Genomic DNA, 13,119 nt, shown 5'->3' with positions numbered 1-13,119 from the left:
AGCGCCGCCACCGAGTCGACCATGCTGCGGACGACGTCCGCCCCCGCGAAGACCCGGCGCCTCGCGCCCGGCAGCACCGTCGTGAAGTGGGTGACGACGACCGACCACAAGGTCATCGGCAACCTCTACTTCATCACCTCCTTCATCTGGTTCATCGTCGGCGGGCTCATGGCGCTCGTCATCCGGGCCGAGCTCGCCTCGCCCGGCCTGCAGGTCGTCGACAACCCCGACCAGTACAACCAGATGTTCACGATGCACGGCACGATCATGCTGCTGCTCTTCGCGACCCCGCTGTTCGCCGGGTTCGCGAACGCCCTCATGCCGCTGCAGATCGGTTCTCCCGACGTCGCCTTCCCGCGGCTCAACATGTTCGCGTACTGGCTCTACCTCTTCGGTGGCCTCATCGCGGCGGCCGGCTTCCTCACCCCGGGCGGCGCCGCGGCCTTCGGGTGGTTCGCGTACGCGCCCCTGTCCGACGCCAGCTACAGCCCCGGCCTGGGCGGCGACCTGTGGGTCTTCGGCCTGGCCCTCGGTGGCTTCGGCACCATCCTCGGTGCGGTCAACTTCATCACGACGATCCTGTGCATGCGGGCCCCCGGCATGACGATGTTCCGGATGCCGATCTTCGTGTGGACCGTCCTCGTCACCTCGATCCTCGTCCTGCTCATCTTCCCGGCGCTGGCCGCGGCGCTCTTCGCGCTCGGCGCCGACCGCCGGTTCGGGGCGCACGTGTTCGACCCCGGCAACGGCGGGGCCATGCTCTGGCAGCACATCTTCTGGTTCTTCGGACACCCGGAGGTCTACGTCATCGCGCTGCCCTTCTTCGGCATCATCTCCGAGGTCCTGCCGGTCTTCTCGCGCAAGCCGATCTTCGGGTACAAGACCCTCGTCTACGCGACGATCGGCATCGCGGCGCTGTCGGTGAGCGTCTGGGCGCACCACATGTACGTCACCGGCCAGGTCCTCCTGCCCTTCTTCGCGATCATGACGATGCTCATCGCGGTGCCCACCGGCGTGAAGTTCTTCAACTGGATCGGCACGATGTGGGGCGGGAAGCTCTCGTTCGAGACGCCGATGCTGTGGGCGCTCGGCTTCCTCGTGACCTTCCTGTTCGGCGGTCTCACCGGAGTCATCCTCGCCAGCCCGGCCCTGGACTTCCAGCTGTCCGACAGCTACTTCGTCGTGGCGCACTTCCACTACGTCGTCTTCGGCACGGTCGTGTTCGCGATGTTCGCCGGGTTCTACTTCTGGTGGCCCAAGCTCACCGGGCGGATGCTCGACGAGCGACTCGGCAAGATCCACTTCTGGCTGCTGTTCATCGGCTTCCACACCACCTTTCTCGTCCAGCACCTCATCGGCATCCAGGGCATGCCTCGGCGCTACGCCGACTACATGCCCGAGGACGGGTTCACCCTCGGCAACCAGATCTCGACGGCGGGCTCGTTCATCCTCGCCGTCTCGATGCTGCCGTTCCTCTACAACGTCTGGAAGACGTGGCGCACGGCCCCGCTCGTGGAGACCGACGACCCGTGGGGCTACGGGGCCTCGCTCGAGTGGGCGACGTCCTGCCCGCCGCCGCGGCACAACTTCGACAGCATGCCGCGGATCCGCTCCGAGCGCCCGGCCTTCGACCTGCACCACCCCGAGGCGGCACCCGCGGGCGTCCACGACGCCCGGGTCGCCGACGACAACGAGCTCGTGTCGGCCCTGGGCCCGGCCGACCTGGGCGGCAACGCCTTCGTCGACGAGAAGAAGGAGAGCTGACGCATGCTGGCGATGGAGCGCATCGGCGTCGTGGTCGGCGTCTTCGGCTTCACCATGGCGACGATCTACGGCTTCTGGACCTCGTCGACCGACCTCGGCATCGAGTGGGTCGGCGTCATCGGCCTCATCCTCGGGGGCCTGCTCGGCTTCATGATCGCCTGGTACCTGTGGATGACCCGCCGACGGCTCGAGGTCGACCCCTCGGACGACCCGCTCGGTGACATCGACGAGATCCAGGGTGACTACGGCTTCTTCAGCCCGCACAGCTGGTGGCCGCTCTTCCTCGCGGCCGCGTCCGCCACCTGCTTCCTCGGGCTGGCGGTCGGCTGGTGGATGTTCATCATCGGTGCCTTCTTCGCCGTCCCGGCCCTCATCGGCTGGACGTTCGAGTACTGGAAGGGCGAACACGCGCTCTGACCGGCGCGAGGAGCGACCGGGCGGTGGTCCGGTGCCGCCCGCCGCAGGGGCTCAGCCCCACCCGAGCTCGTGGAGGGCGTCCTCCTCGATGCCGAAGTGGTGGGCGATCTCGTGCACGACGGTGACCGCGATCTCCTCGCGCAGCTCCTCGTCGTCGGCGCACATGCGCGTGAGCGGGCCGCGGAAGAGGGTGATCCGGTCCGGGAGAGAGCCCTGGCCCCACCACTCGCCGCGTTCGGTGAGGGGTGTGCCCTCGTAGATCCCGAGGAGGTCCGGGTCGTCCGGGGGAGGCTCGGCGTCGACGAGGAACACGACGTTGTCGAGCATCGCCATGAGCTCGGGCGGCACCTCGTCGAGGGCCATCTCCACGATGGCGTCGAACTCGTCGTCGGTGAGCGGCTGCACGCTCTCAAGCCTGCCACGCGCAGGCCGTCCCCGGCGGGCGCGGTGACCGGCGGCGAGCCAGGATCCGGCAGTCCCGTGTTGGTAGGTTCGTCGAGTGGGAATCGCGGCCGACCTCGCCTACCGGGTCCGGGAGCCCGGACGGGTGCAGCGGGTGGTGCAGGTCGCCGCGTCGAGCCGGGTCGGCGCTCGGGCCCTGTCGCGCACGCTGCCCACGCTGGACCGGGCCGTCGCCCACCTCAGCCGGGGGCGCACCACCGCCGCCGAGCTGCTGGCCGGGCTCCCCGTCGTGTGGTTGACGACCACCGGGCGTCGCAGCGGGCTGGCTCGACGCACGCAGCTCGTCGCCGTGCCGTTCCGCGACGGCCTGGCCGTGCTCGGCACGAACTTCGGGCAGTCCGGCACGCCGACGTGGGTGCTCAACCTCGAGGCGCACCCGAGGGCGACCGTGACCTACCGTGACCTCTGCGTCGACGTCGTGTCCCGCCCGGCGGACACCACCGAGCGAGCGGCGATCCTGGCCCGCGCGGGGGAGGTGTACGTCGGCTACCCGACGTACCTCCAGCGGATCTCGGGCCGCCGGGTGCGCGTCTTCGTGCTGGAGCGAGCCGCGAGTTCCTGACCAGTGGGGCCGACCGGCATCCCGCGAGGCCCGAGGTGGGACCGGCATCGGCGGCTGTCGGACCTGCGCCGGGGCGGCCCGGCGGGCTACGGTGCCCCATGGAGCTGCGATTCCCCGCCCCGCTGCGCCCCGGCGACACGGTCGGGGTCACGAGCCCGTCCTCGGGGGCCTCCGGGGCGCTGCAGCCGCGTCTCGACGTCGCGGTCCGCACCGTGCGCGAGCACGGCTACGACGTCGTCGTGGGGGAGTGCATGGACGGCAGCGGTCACGTCAGCGCCCCGGCCGTGCAGCGCGCCCACGAGCTCCAGACGATGCTGCTCGACCCCGGCATCCGGGCCGTCGTCCCGCCGTGGGGCGGCGAGACGGCGATCGACCTCGTCCCGCTGCTCGACTGGGCGGCCATCGCCGACGCCGAGCCGACCTGGGTCGTCGGCTACTCGGACATCTCGACCCTGCTCACCCCGCTGACCCTCCTGAGCGGGGTCGCGACGATCCACGGCACCAACCTCATGGACACGCCCTACCGCATCCCCGCCGGCCTCCTGGGGTGGCTGGACATCGTCCGCCTCGAGCCCGGCACGACGTTCACCCAGCGGCCCCCGACCCACCACCGGCGCACGGCCGTCGACTACGCGCAGCACCCGGATGACCGCGAGTACGTCCTCGACACGCCCACGGCGTGGCGTCGTCTCGACGACCTCGGCGGGGCCGTCGACGTGGGTGGACGCCTCGTCGGCGGGTGCGTCGAGACGCTCGTCAACCTGGCCGGCACCCGCTGGGCCGACACCTCCGCACTGGCCTCACTCGGGGACGGGCTCATCGTCTACCTCGAGGCGGCCGAGGACGACGCGTTCGCCATCTGCCGGAACCTGCACGGCCTGCGGCTCGCCGGCTTCCTCGAGGACGCCGCCGCGGTGCTCATCGGGCGCACCTACGCCCCGGATGCACCGACGCTGACCCAGGACGACGCCGTCCGCGACGCGCTCGGCGGGCTCGGGGTCCCGATCGTGGCGGGGGTCGACTGCGGTCACTGGGCTCCGCACCTTCCCCTCGTCAACGGCGCGCTCGCCCACGTCGGCCACGACGGCGACGGGTGGAGCATCAGCCAGACCCTGCGGTGAGGCGGCTGGCACGATGGGCGGCGTGCGCCTCACCGTCCGCGTCCGTCCCGGCGCCTCCCGCACCCGGGTCGGCGGCCGGTGGGGCGAGGCCGACGTCCTCGTCGTCGCGGTGGCTGCCCGCGCCGTCGACGGGCGGGCGACGGCCGCCGTGCGCGCGGCGGTCGCCGAGGCGTTCGGGGTCCGCGTCCGCGACGTCGGCGTCGTCGCCGGGGAGCGGTCCCGCACCAAGGTCCTCGACGTCGACGTCGACGACGAGATGGGGCGGCGTGTCCTCGCCGCCCTCCTCGTGACGCAGTGACGAGGTCGCGCGAGACCCGCGTGAACGGCATCGGGGCGTGCTGCGCACCCGAGCGGGTGAGCGGCACGCCCCGGAGGGAGCCGGGACCGGTCAGTGCCGGCCGGCCTCCGCAGCTTCGATCGGTGCGGACCCGCCGGAGGCCGACGGCTCGATCGCCTCGTGCTCGGCGCCGTGGTGCTGGGCGGCGGCGAGCTCCGCGGGCGTCACCGGGTTGACGGCGTCGGCGAAGTAGAACCGGGACAGGGCCGCACGTGCCCGCGCCATCCGGCTCGGGGCGCGGGCGACGCCGTGCTCGTCGACCTCGGTCGCGAGCTCCAGCGGGGCGACGGGATCGTGCTGCACGAGGATCCAGTGGTCCGCCGTGAGCTCGGTGTCGTGGCGCTCGAAGAACTTGCCGTGCGGGGTGCGCACGATCGTGCCGGTCTCGCGGCCGTGGAGCACCGTGTCGCGGTCGCGGCGCTGGAGGGACAGGCAGATCCGCTTCGTGACCCAGAACATGATGGGCGGCAGGACGAACAGGCCGATCCGGAAGAACCAGGTGATGTCGTTGATCGACATGCCGAGCTTGATGGCCATGATGTCGTTGCCCGCGGCGAACATGAACACCGAGTACGCGGTGATGCCGGCCATCCCGATGCCGGTGCGCACCGGCTGGTTGCGGGGGCGCTCGAGCAGGTGGTGCTCGCGGTCGTCACCGGTGACCCAGCGTTCGACGAACGGGTAGATGCCGAGCACCGTGTAGACGAGTGGCAGCAGCACGAGGGCGCCGAGCGCGATGTTGAGCGACAGCGTGTACCCCCAGAACTCGAACTCGAGCCAGCCGGGCAGCAGTCGCAGGGCGCCGTCGGCGAAGCCCATGTACCAGTCGGGCTGGGATCCTGCGGTGACGGGGGAGGGGTCGTAGGGACCGTACGCCCACACCGGGTTGATCTGGACGAGCGCCGAGATGAGGGCGAGGACACCGAAGACGATGAAGAAGAACCCGCCGGCCTTGGCGGCGTACACCGGCATGACCGGGAAGCCGACGACGTTCTCGTTCGTGCGGCCCGGGCCGGGGTACTGGGTGTGCTTGTGGAGGAACACCAGGCCGATGTGGGCCGTGAACAGGCCGATGAGGATCGCCGGCAGCAGCAGGATGTGCACGCTGTACAGGCGCGGGATGATGAGCTCGCCGGGGAACGGGCCGCCGAAGATCGCGTACACGAGGTAGGAGCCGATGATCGGTGCGGTCTGCACGAAGCCGGCCATCGCCCGGATGCCGGTGCCCGAGAGCAGGTCGTCGGGGAGGGAGTAGCCGGCGAAGCCCTCGATGATCGCGAGCAGGGCGAGGACGCTGCCGATGACCCAGTTGATCTCACGGGGCTTGCGGAAGGCGCCGGTGAAGAACACCCGGAACATGTGCACCGTGAGGGCCACGATGAACATCAGGGCGGCCCAGTGGTGGATCTGGCGGATGATGAGCCCGCCCTTGATGTCGAACGAGATGTTGAGCGTCGACGCGTACGCCTCGGACATGCTCACGCCGCGCAGCGGCACGTACGAGCCGTCGTAGACGGTGTGGCCGGCGCTCGGGACGAACCAGAAGGTGAGGAAGGCGCCGGTGAGCAGGCAGACGATCATCGAGTACATCGCGATCTCGCCGAGCATGAAGGACCAGTGGTCGGGGAAGACCTTCTTCATGAGGTAGCCGACCGGCTTGGCGGCACCCGTGCGGTCGTCGAGCCAGCCCGCGACGCCTCCGATGCGTCGGGCGGCGCCCGAGGGCGGGGCCTCGGCGGGGCGGTCGCCGTCGCGCAGCGCGTCGGCAGGTCGGGCGGGTGCCGTGCTCATCAGCCACGCTCCCAGAAGCTCGGGCCGACCGCTTCGGCGAACGGCGCTGCGGAGACGAGGTAGCCCTCGTCGTCGACGGTGATCCTCAGCTGCGGCAGGGGACGCTTCGCGGGCCCGAAGATCACCTTGCAGTCGCGCGGCACGTCGAACGTCGACTGGTGGCACGGGCAGAGCAGGTGGTGCGTCTGCTGCTCGTACAGGCCGACGGGGCACCCGACGTGGGTGCAGATCTTGGAGTAGGCGACGATGCCCTGGTAGCCCCAGTCGCGCTGCTTCTGCGACTCGATGATCTCCTCGTCGAGCCGGATGAGGATGACGGCCGCCTTGGCCTTCTCCTCGAGGAGGTGCTTCGTGCCGCCCTCCCCGGTCTCCGGGTCGGGCAGGAGGCCCTCGGGCATGATGTGGAAGACCGAGCCGATCGTGACGTCCTCGGCCTTGACCGGGGTGTTCTCGGGGTCGCGCATGAGGCGCAGCGGGCGGAACTCCGGCTCCTCGCCGGGCCCGCTCGGGCCGCCGTTCCAGAACGTCAGGGACAGGCTCTTCTGCGGCATCGGGCCCAGGCTGCCGGCGACCTGGAGCACGAGCGGGACCGCGAACAGCCCGAGGGCGCCCCCGAGGGTGTACTTGATGAGCGGGCGGCGGGTGATCTGCGAGGACTCGCCGCCCTCGGCGAGCACGGCGACGACGCGGTCGCGGGACTCGTCGGAGGCGCGCAGCGGGTGGCGCTCCTCGACGGACTCCTCGTCGGGCATGAGGGTCTTGGCCCAGTGCACCGCACCGAAGCCGATGCCGAGCAGCCCCATGGCCAGCGTCACGCCGAGCGCGACGTTCGACGCGTTCGTGACGCCGATCCCCGGGATGAACACCGTCTGGTCGAGGTCGATGGCGAAGTAGAAGACGATGAACAGCAGCGTGCCGAGGATGGACAGGCCGAAGAGCGTCGCGACCTGCTTCTCGGCGCGCCGGGCGGCGCCCTCGTCGAGGTCGGCCGCCCGCGCCACGTGCGCAGGCAGGCCCGGGTTGGCGAACCGCTCGGGGAGGCCGCCGTCCCCGACGATGTGGCCCTCGTCGAGCCGCACGGCGGTGCCGTGCTCCGGGGTGGGTGCCACCTCGCTACCGGGGTGGTGGGTGTCCTGCTCGTTCATCGGGGTACCGATCTTCTGCTCGATGTGCGGGTGGGGACGATGTTCCGGTGCGGGCTCAGCCCGCCTTGGCGCCGATCCAGACGGCGGCTGCGACGAGGAGCCCGAGCCCGAAGACCCAGGCGAACAGGCCCTCGGTCACGGGTCCGAGGGAACCGAGCGTCATGCCGCCCGGCTTCTCCTGCTCCTCGACGGTCTTGAGGAAGGCGATGATGTCGCGCTTGCTCTCCGCCGTGAGGTTGGAGTCGTTGAAGACGGGCATGTTCTGCGGGCCGGTGACCATGGCCTCGTAGATGTGCTTGCTCGTGACGTCGTCGAGGGCCGGGGCGTACTTGCCCCGGGTCAGCGCGCCGCCGGCGCCGGCGAAGTTGTGGCACATCGCGCAGTTGACCCGGAAGAGCTCGCCGCCGCGCGCCGGGTCGCCCTTGGTCGGGTCGACCGCCTCCTCGCTCGGGACCTCGGGGCCCGGGGCGAGGGAGGCGACGTAGGCGCCGATGGCGGCGATCTCCTCGTCGCTGAACTTGACCTCGTCCGTGCGGGGCGCCTGCACGCCGGGGGCGGCCATCGGCATCCGGCCGGTGCCCATCTGGAAGTCGACCGCCGCGGCCCCGACGCCGGCCAGGGCCGGCCCGGCCACCTTGTCCTCGTTGCCGGTCGGACGCCCCTCGGCGTTCAGGCCGTGGCACGAGGCGCAGTTGGCCCGGAAGAGCGCCTTGCCCTCCTCGACGGTCTGCGCCGGCAGCGCCCTGGTCGTCGCGTCGGCCTGGGTCGGCGCCAGGGCGGCGTACACGGCGCCGGTGAGGAACAGGCCGAGCATGATGAGGATGGCGATCGCCGCCGGGTGCCGGCGGCGGGCTGCCAGTGCGTTCACGGGTGCGTTCCTGTCGTCGTCTGCGGGTCGGTGTCTTTACAGGGGTCCGGGGGCGGGTCGGGCCGGCGGGGTCACCGCAGGACGTAGATCATGATGAACAGGGCGATCCACACGACGTCGACGAAGTGCCAGTAGTAGGACGTGACGACCGCCCCGGTGGCCTGCGCGTGGGTGTACCGGCGGGTGGTGAAGGTGCGCCCGATGATGAGGAGGAAGGCGATGAGGCCGCCGGAGACGTGGAGGCCGTGGAACCCGGTGGCCAGGTAGAAGACCGAGCCGTAGGGGTCGGAGGCGAGCGTGACGCCCTCCTGGACGAGGTGGGCGTACTCGTAGACCTGGCCGGCGATGAACACCGCGCCGAAGATGTAGGTGAGGACGTACCACTCCCGCATCCCCCAGGCGGCGACCTTGGTGAGCGAGGTGCCGGCCGGGCGGGCGACGACCCCCTTCTCCGCCTGCAGCACGCCGAGCTGGCACCACACGGAGGAGATGACGAGGATGATCGTGTTCGCGAGCGCGAAGGGGATGTTGAGCATCGCCGTGCGCTCCTCCCAGAGCGCCGGCTCGTGCCCGCGGATCGTGAAGTAGAACGCGAACAACGCCGCGAAGAACATGAGCTCGCTCGACAGCCACACCATGGTGCCCACCGCGACGAGGTTCGGCCGGGTCGCAGGGCCCTGCCCGGGGATGGAGGGGACGGGCCCCGTGGGCCGGGTCTGGGGAGCAGTCTGAGTCGCCACGGACGCCATTATGGCCGTAAGTGCCGACGACCGCTGCGGAGACCCCCCGAAAGGCTCGACAAGTTGTCGATCCGGCCACCGGTACGATGCGCGCATGACCTCTTCGCACGCCGCCGGGACCCCGGCGCTGGCATCGGCGACCGACGGTACGCACCGCGTGTCGGTCCTGCTCTACAGCGACGACATCACGACCCGCGACGCGGTGCGGGCGGCTGCCGGTCGCCGCCCCGCCCGTGACGTCGAGATCGTGTCCTGGCACGAGTGCGCCACCCCGGAGGCCGTCGTCGAGGCCCTGGACGCGGGGGGGTACGACGTCGTCGTCCTCGACGGCGAGGCGACCCCCGCCGGGGGTCTCGGGCTGTGCCGCCAGCTGAAGAACGAGATCTTCCGCTGCCCGCCTGTCCTCGTGCTCACCGGGCGCCCGCAGGACGGCTGGCTCGCCGGCTGGTCGCTCGCCGACGACGCCGTCTCGCACCCCCTCGACCCGATCGCCGTGTCCGAGGCCATCGCGGCCTTGGCGCGCCGGGTCTCGGTCGGCTGACCGGCGTGTCGCCGGCCGACCCGGCGGGGCACACCTGGCCGGACCTGTTCGCCACGCTCCTGCGCGGTGACGACCTCACGACCGCGCGGGCCCGGTGGGCCATGACCGAGATCATGACCGGGGCCGCCAGCCCGGTCCAGGTCGCCGGCTTCCTCGTCGCGCTGCGGGCCAAGGGGGAACGGGTCGACGAGCTGCGCGGCATCGCCGACGTCATGCTCGAGCACGCCAACCGCATCGACGTCCCCGGTCCGAGCATCGACATCGTCGGCACCGGCGGGGACCGGATGCACTCGGTCAACATCTCGACGATGGCCTCGGTCGTCGTCGCGTCGACCGGCCTGCGCGTCGTCAAGCACGGCAACCGGGCCGCCTCGTCGAGCTCGGGGTCCGCCGACGTCCTCGAGGAGCTCGGGGTCTCCCTGACGCTCTCGCCGGCCCGGGTCGCCGCGGTGGCCGCGGAGGTCGGCATCACCTTCTGCTTCGCCAACGCCTTCCACCCCTCGATGCGCCACGCGGCCGTGGCCCGGCGCGAGCTCGGGGTCGGCACGGCCTTCAACGCCCTCGGCCCCCTCACGAACCCGGCGCAACCGACGTATGCCGCGGTCGGGGTCGCCGATGCGCGGATCGCCCCGCTCATCGCGGGGGTGTTCGCCGGCCGGGGGCGCCCCGCGGCGGTCTTCCGGGGCGACGACGGCCTCGACGAGCTCACCCTCGCGACGACGTCGACGGTGTGGTGGGTGCGCGACGGGGCGGTGGCCACCCTCGCCCTCGACCCCGGGGACGTCGGGCTCGGGCACAGCCCGGTCGACGCCCTGCGCGGGGGCGACGCGGCGCACAACGCCCAGGTGGCGCGCGACCTGCTCGAGGGGGAGCGCGGGCCGGTGCGCGACGCCGTCGTGCTCAACGCGGGCATCGCGCTCGCCACGGCATCCGGTCTCGCGGCGCCCACGCCCTCGGACGCGGTGCTGGCCGCAGCGGTGCGCGAGGGCATGGACCGGGCGGAGGCCGCCATCGACTCCGGGGCGGCGCACTCGCTGCTCGAGCGGTGGGTGCAGGCCACGCGCTCGGGCGAGGGCTGACCGTCGCACCGTCCGGCGGTCTGGACCCTCGGACCCCCGAGAACCGGACCTCCGGCGTGTCCGCTCAGACGTCCGGCGGTCTGGGCCCTGGGACCCCCGAGGTGCCGGACGTCCGCGGGGACGGGCCCCTCAGCTGTCGAGACCGAGGCTGAAGGCGGCCTCGAGATCGTGCGAGGAGTAGGTGCGGAAGGCGATGTGGGTGTTCGTCCCCGTGACGCCGGTGACCTTGTTGAGCCGGTCGGCGATCGTGTCGGCGAGGTCCTCGTGCTGCGCCACGCGGACCATCGCGATGAGGTCGGCGTCGCCCGCGACGGAGTAGACCTCGGTGACGCCGTCGATGTCGGCGATCTCCTGGGCGACCTCGGGGATGCGGGCGACGTCGGCGGTGATGAGGACGATGGCGGTGATCACGGGGCCAGACTAGCCGTGGCGTGCGGTGGGGGCCGCCCACGGATGCCGTGCCGGACGGTCGCGCGGGATGCCGTGGCGGACGGTCGCGCGGGAGGGCGCGGCGGACGCGCGGGAGGGCGCGGCGGTCCTGGAGCGGGTGGGGATCGTCAGTGCACTCCGGCGAACCCCGCGACCTCGCGGCGCGAGGTCTCGAGCGGTTCGAGCTCGGCGCGCACGGCGGCGGCCCCGCCGACCGGGCAGGTCCACGTGCCGTCGAGCTCGACGATGCGCACGCCGGGGGCCTCGAGCCAGCGCAGGATCTTCTCGCTCTCCTCGGGGGTGGCCGACGTCGAGGGCGGGACCGGTGCGGCGACGATCTCCGAGCTCGCCCGCAGGGCCGCGATGTAGGGCATCGGGTCGGCTCCGCGGGGCGACGTCGTGCTGCCGGCGAGGCGGCCGTGGCGCACGCAGACGACCTCCCAGCCCCCGAACGGCGAGCGGCGGGCCGCGACGAGCTCGCCGATGCGGGCGAGGGGGTCGAGCCGCTGCGACCGGGAGGTGCCGCGCACGAGCGCGACGAGGCGGTCGCGCACGACCTGGGCGTCCTCGAAGCGCTGCGCCCGGGCGAGCTCGGCCATCCGCTCGCGAAGGGCGGTGAGCAGGTCACGGGTGTCACCAGCGAGGAGCTCGGTGGCTCGGTCGACGACGCGGGCGTAGTCGTCGAGCGACTGCGCCCCGGTGCACGGGGCCCCGCAGCGACCCATCTCGGCGAGCACGCACGCGGACCGCTGCCTCGTCGGGGACAGCCGCTCGAGGCACTGGCGCAGCGGGAGCACCTCGTGCACGGCCGCGACCGCCGCCTCGGCCGCCGCGCGCGAGCCGAACGGCCCGGCGTAGCGGGCGCCGTCGTCGGCCACGGTGCGCACGATGGACAGCCGAGGGAACGCCTCGACGGTGAGCTTGACCCACAGGGCGCGCTCGGGGTGGCGCGAGCGCCGGTTGTAGCGGGGCTTGTGCTCGGCGATGAGGCGCAGCTCGCGGATCTCGGCCTCGAGCGTCGTCGCGCACACGATGGGGCTCACCGACTCGGCGACCCGCACCATCTCGCCCATCCGGCGCCGGTGCTCGGAGGCGGTGAAGTAGGACCGGACCCGGGTGCGGATCGAGACCGACGTGCCGACGTAGAGGACCCGCCCCTGGCCGTCCCTGAACAGGTAGACCCCCGGTGCGTCGGGCAGGCCGTCGGCGAGGTGGCGCTTGCGGCGACGGGCGGGGGAGACCCGTGCCGTGTAGTCGAGGAGCTCCTCGAGTGAGTGCACCCCGAGCGAGCCGATCCGCTCGAGCAGCCCGTGGAGCACGTCGACGGTGGCGCGGGCGTCGTGCAGGGCCCGGTGGTCGGGGGTCGTCGTGGCCCGGAACAGCCGGGCGAGGGTGGCGAGGCGGTGGTTGGGCACCTCGTCGCGGCGGACGACCTGCCGGGCGAGGTGCACGGTGTCGAGCACGGGGAACCCCGGCCAGTCGTGGCCGGTGCGGCGGGCGGCCGCCTTGAGGAACGAGACGTCGAAGCCGGCGTTGTGGGCGACGAGCACCGTGCCCGCCGCGAACTCGAGGAAGGCCGGCAGCACCGCCTCGATGCGGGGCGCACCGGCCACCATGGCGTCGGTGATGCCGGTGAGGACCGAGATGAAGGCGGGGATCGGGCCACCGGGGTGGACGAGGGTCTGGAACTCGCCGACGACCTCGCCGCCGCGCACCTTGACCGCCCCGACCTCGGTGATGCCGCACTCGACGGGGCTGCCGCCGGTGGTCTCGAGGTCGACGACGACGAAGGTGACGGACGACAGCGGAGTGCCCAGGTCGTCGAACGTGCCCTGGACCATCGTCATGCAGCCGACCGTAGGT

At 72.0% G+C, this 13,119-nt stretch carries 14 protein-coding genes; 7 read left to right on the top strand and 7 right to left on the bottom strand.

The window, feature by feature from the left end; translation table 11 throughout:
• Nucleotides 1-21 precede the first annotated feature (21 nt).
• Together ctaD and ctaF are read left to right on the top strand one after the other, a co-directional pair.
• Nucleotides 22-1,764, top strand: a complete 1,743-nt coding sequence (ctaD, locus tag ABD899_RS10250; protein ID WP_345205746.1) for an aa3-type cytochrome oxidase subunit I — start codon at nt 22-24, stop codon at nt 1,762-1,764.
• 3 nt (nt 1,765-1,767) lie between these two features.
• On the top strand, nt 1,768-2,181 hold the full coding sequence (ctaF, locus tag ABD899_RS10245) for an aa3-type cytochrome oxidase subunit IV (RefSeq protein WP_345205395.1): 414 nt from the start codon (nt 1,768-1,770) through the stop codon (nt 2,179-2,181).
• 51 nt (nt 2,182-2,232) lie between these two features.
• Here ctaF and ABD899_RS10240 read toward each other — a convergent pair whose 3' ends face one another.
• Entirely contained in the window at nt 2,233-2,586 is a 354-nt protein-coding gene (locus ABD899_RS10240) for a metallopeptidase family protein (protein WP_345205392.1), read from the bottom strand.
• A 94-nt stretch (nt 2,587-2,680) separates the two neighbouring features.
• Between ABD899_RS10240 and ABD899_RS10235 the strand changes: the two genes are divergently transcribed.
• The 3 genes from ABD899_RS10235 (at nt 2,681) to ABD899_RS10225 (ending at nt 4,624) form a co-directional block, all read left to right on the top strand.
• Nucleotides 2,681-3,205 carry a nitroreductase family deazaflavin-dependent oxidoreductase gene (locus ABD899_RS10235; RefSeq protein WP_345205390.1) on the top strand — a complete coding sequence of 175 codons (525 nt, stop codon included), beginning with the start codon at nt 2,681-2,683 and terminating at the stop codon, nt 3,203-3,205.
• Between the two features lie 98 nt (nt 3,206-3,303).
• A complete protein-coding gene (locus ABD899_RS10230; RefSeq protein WP_345205387.1) occupies nt 3,304-4,326 on the top strand; it encodes a S66 family peptidase in 1,023 nt (340 codons plus the stop codon).
• 22 nt (nt 4,327-4,348) lie between these two features.
• Nucleotides 4,349-4,624, top strand: a complete 276-nt coding sequence (locus tag ABD899_RS10225; RefSeq protein WP_345205385.1) for a DUF167 family protein — start codon at nt 4,349-4,351, stop codon at nt 4,622-4,624.
• Nucleotides 4,625-4,714: 90 nt separating this feature from the next.
• Here the strand turns inward: ABD899_RS10225 and qcrB are convergent, their stop codons facing one another.
• From qcrB to ctaE, 4 genes are all read right to left on the bottom strand, one after another.
• The gene (qcrB, locus tag ABD899_RS10220; protein WP_345205382.1) at nt 4,715-6,454 is read right to left on the bottom strand and encodes a cytochrome bc1 complex cytochrome b subunit; all 1,740 of its coding nucleotides are present in this window, start codon (nt 6,452-6,454) and stop codon (nt 4,715-4,717) included.
• Complete coding sequence (gene qcrA, locus ABD899_RS10215) at nt 6,454-7,599, bottom strand: cytochrome bc1 complex Rieske iron-sulfur subunit (RefSeq protein ID WP_345205380.1); 1,146 nt, start codon at nt 7,597-7,599, stop codon at nt 6,454-6,456. The genes qcrB and qcrA overlap by 1 nt, the downstream gene beginning before the upstream one ends.
• A gap of 55 nt (nt 7,600-7,654) precedes the next feature.
• Nucleotides 7,655-8,467 carry a cytochrome bc1 complex diheme cytochrome c subunit gene (gene qcrC, locus ABD899_RS10210; RefSeq protein ID WP_345205378.1) on the bottom strand — a complete coding sequence of 271 codons (813 nt, stop codon included), beginning with the start codon at nt 8,465-8,467 and terminating at the stop codon, nt 7,655-7,657.
• A 71-nt stretch (nt 8,468-8,538) separates the two neighbouring features.
• Nucleotides 8,539-9,216, bottom strand: a complete 678-nt coding sequence (ctaE, locus tag ABD899_RS10205; protein WP_345205374.1) for an aa3-type cytochrome oxidase subunit III — start codon at nt 9,214-9,216, stop codon at nt 8,539-8,541.
• An 85-nt stretch (nt 9,217-9,301) separates the two neighbouring features.
• Here ctaE and ABD899_RS10200 point away from each other — a divergent pair, with 85 nt between their 5' ends.
• Complete coding sequence (locus ABD899_RS10200) at nt 9,302-9,748, top strand: response regulator transcription factor (RefSeq protein WP_345205371.1); 447 nt, start codon at nt 9,302-9,304, stop codon at nt 9,746-9,748.
• 5 nt (nt 9,749-9,753) lie between these two features.
• Nucleotides 9,754-10,827, top strand: a complete 1,074-nt coding sequence (trpD, locus tag ABD899_RS10195) for an anthranilate phosphoribosyltransferase (protein ID WP_345205368.1) — start codon at nt 9,754-9,756, stop codon at nt 10,825-10,827.
• A 129-nt stretch (nt 10,828-10,956) separates the two neighbouring features.
• Here the strand turns inward: trpD and ABD899_RS10190 are convergent, their stop codons facing one another.
• Both ABD899_RS10190 and ABD899_RS10185 read right to left on the bottom strand, forming a co-directional pair.
• Entirely contained in the window at nt 10,957-11,238 is a 282-nt protein-coding gene (locus ABD899_RS10190; RefSeq protein ID WP_345205365.1) for an Lrp/AsnC family transcriptional regulator, read from the bottom strand.
• Nucleotides 11,239-11,384: 146 nt separating this feature from the next.
• Entirely contained in the window at nt 11,385-13,103 is a 1,719-nt protein-coding gene (locus ABD899_RS10185; protein WP_345205362.1) for a DEDD exonuclease domain-containing protein, read from the bottom strand.
• Between the last annotated feature and the right edge of the window lie 16 nt (nt 13,104-13,119).

The sequence above is a fragment of the Fodinibacter luteus genome (assembly GCF_039541575.1).
In the GTDB taxonomy this organism is placed as follows: domain Bacteria; phylum Actinomycetota; class Actinomycetes; order Actinomycetales; family Dermatophilaceae; genus Fodinibacter; species Fodinibacter luteus.
This window is presented reverse-complemented; position numbering and strand designations above follow the sequence as displayed.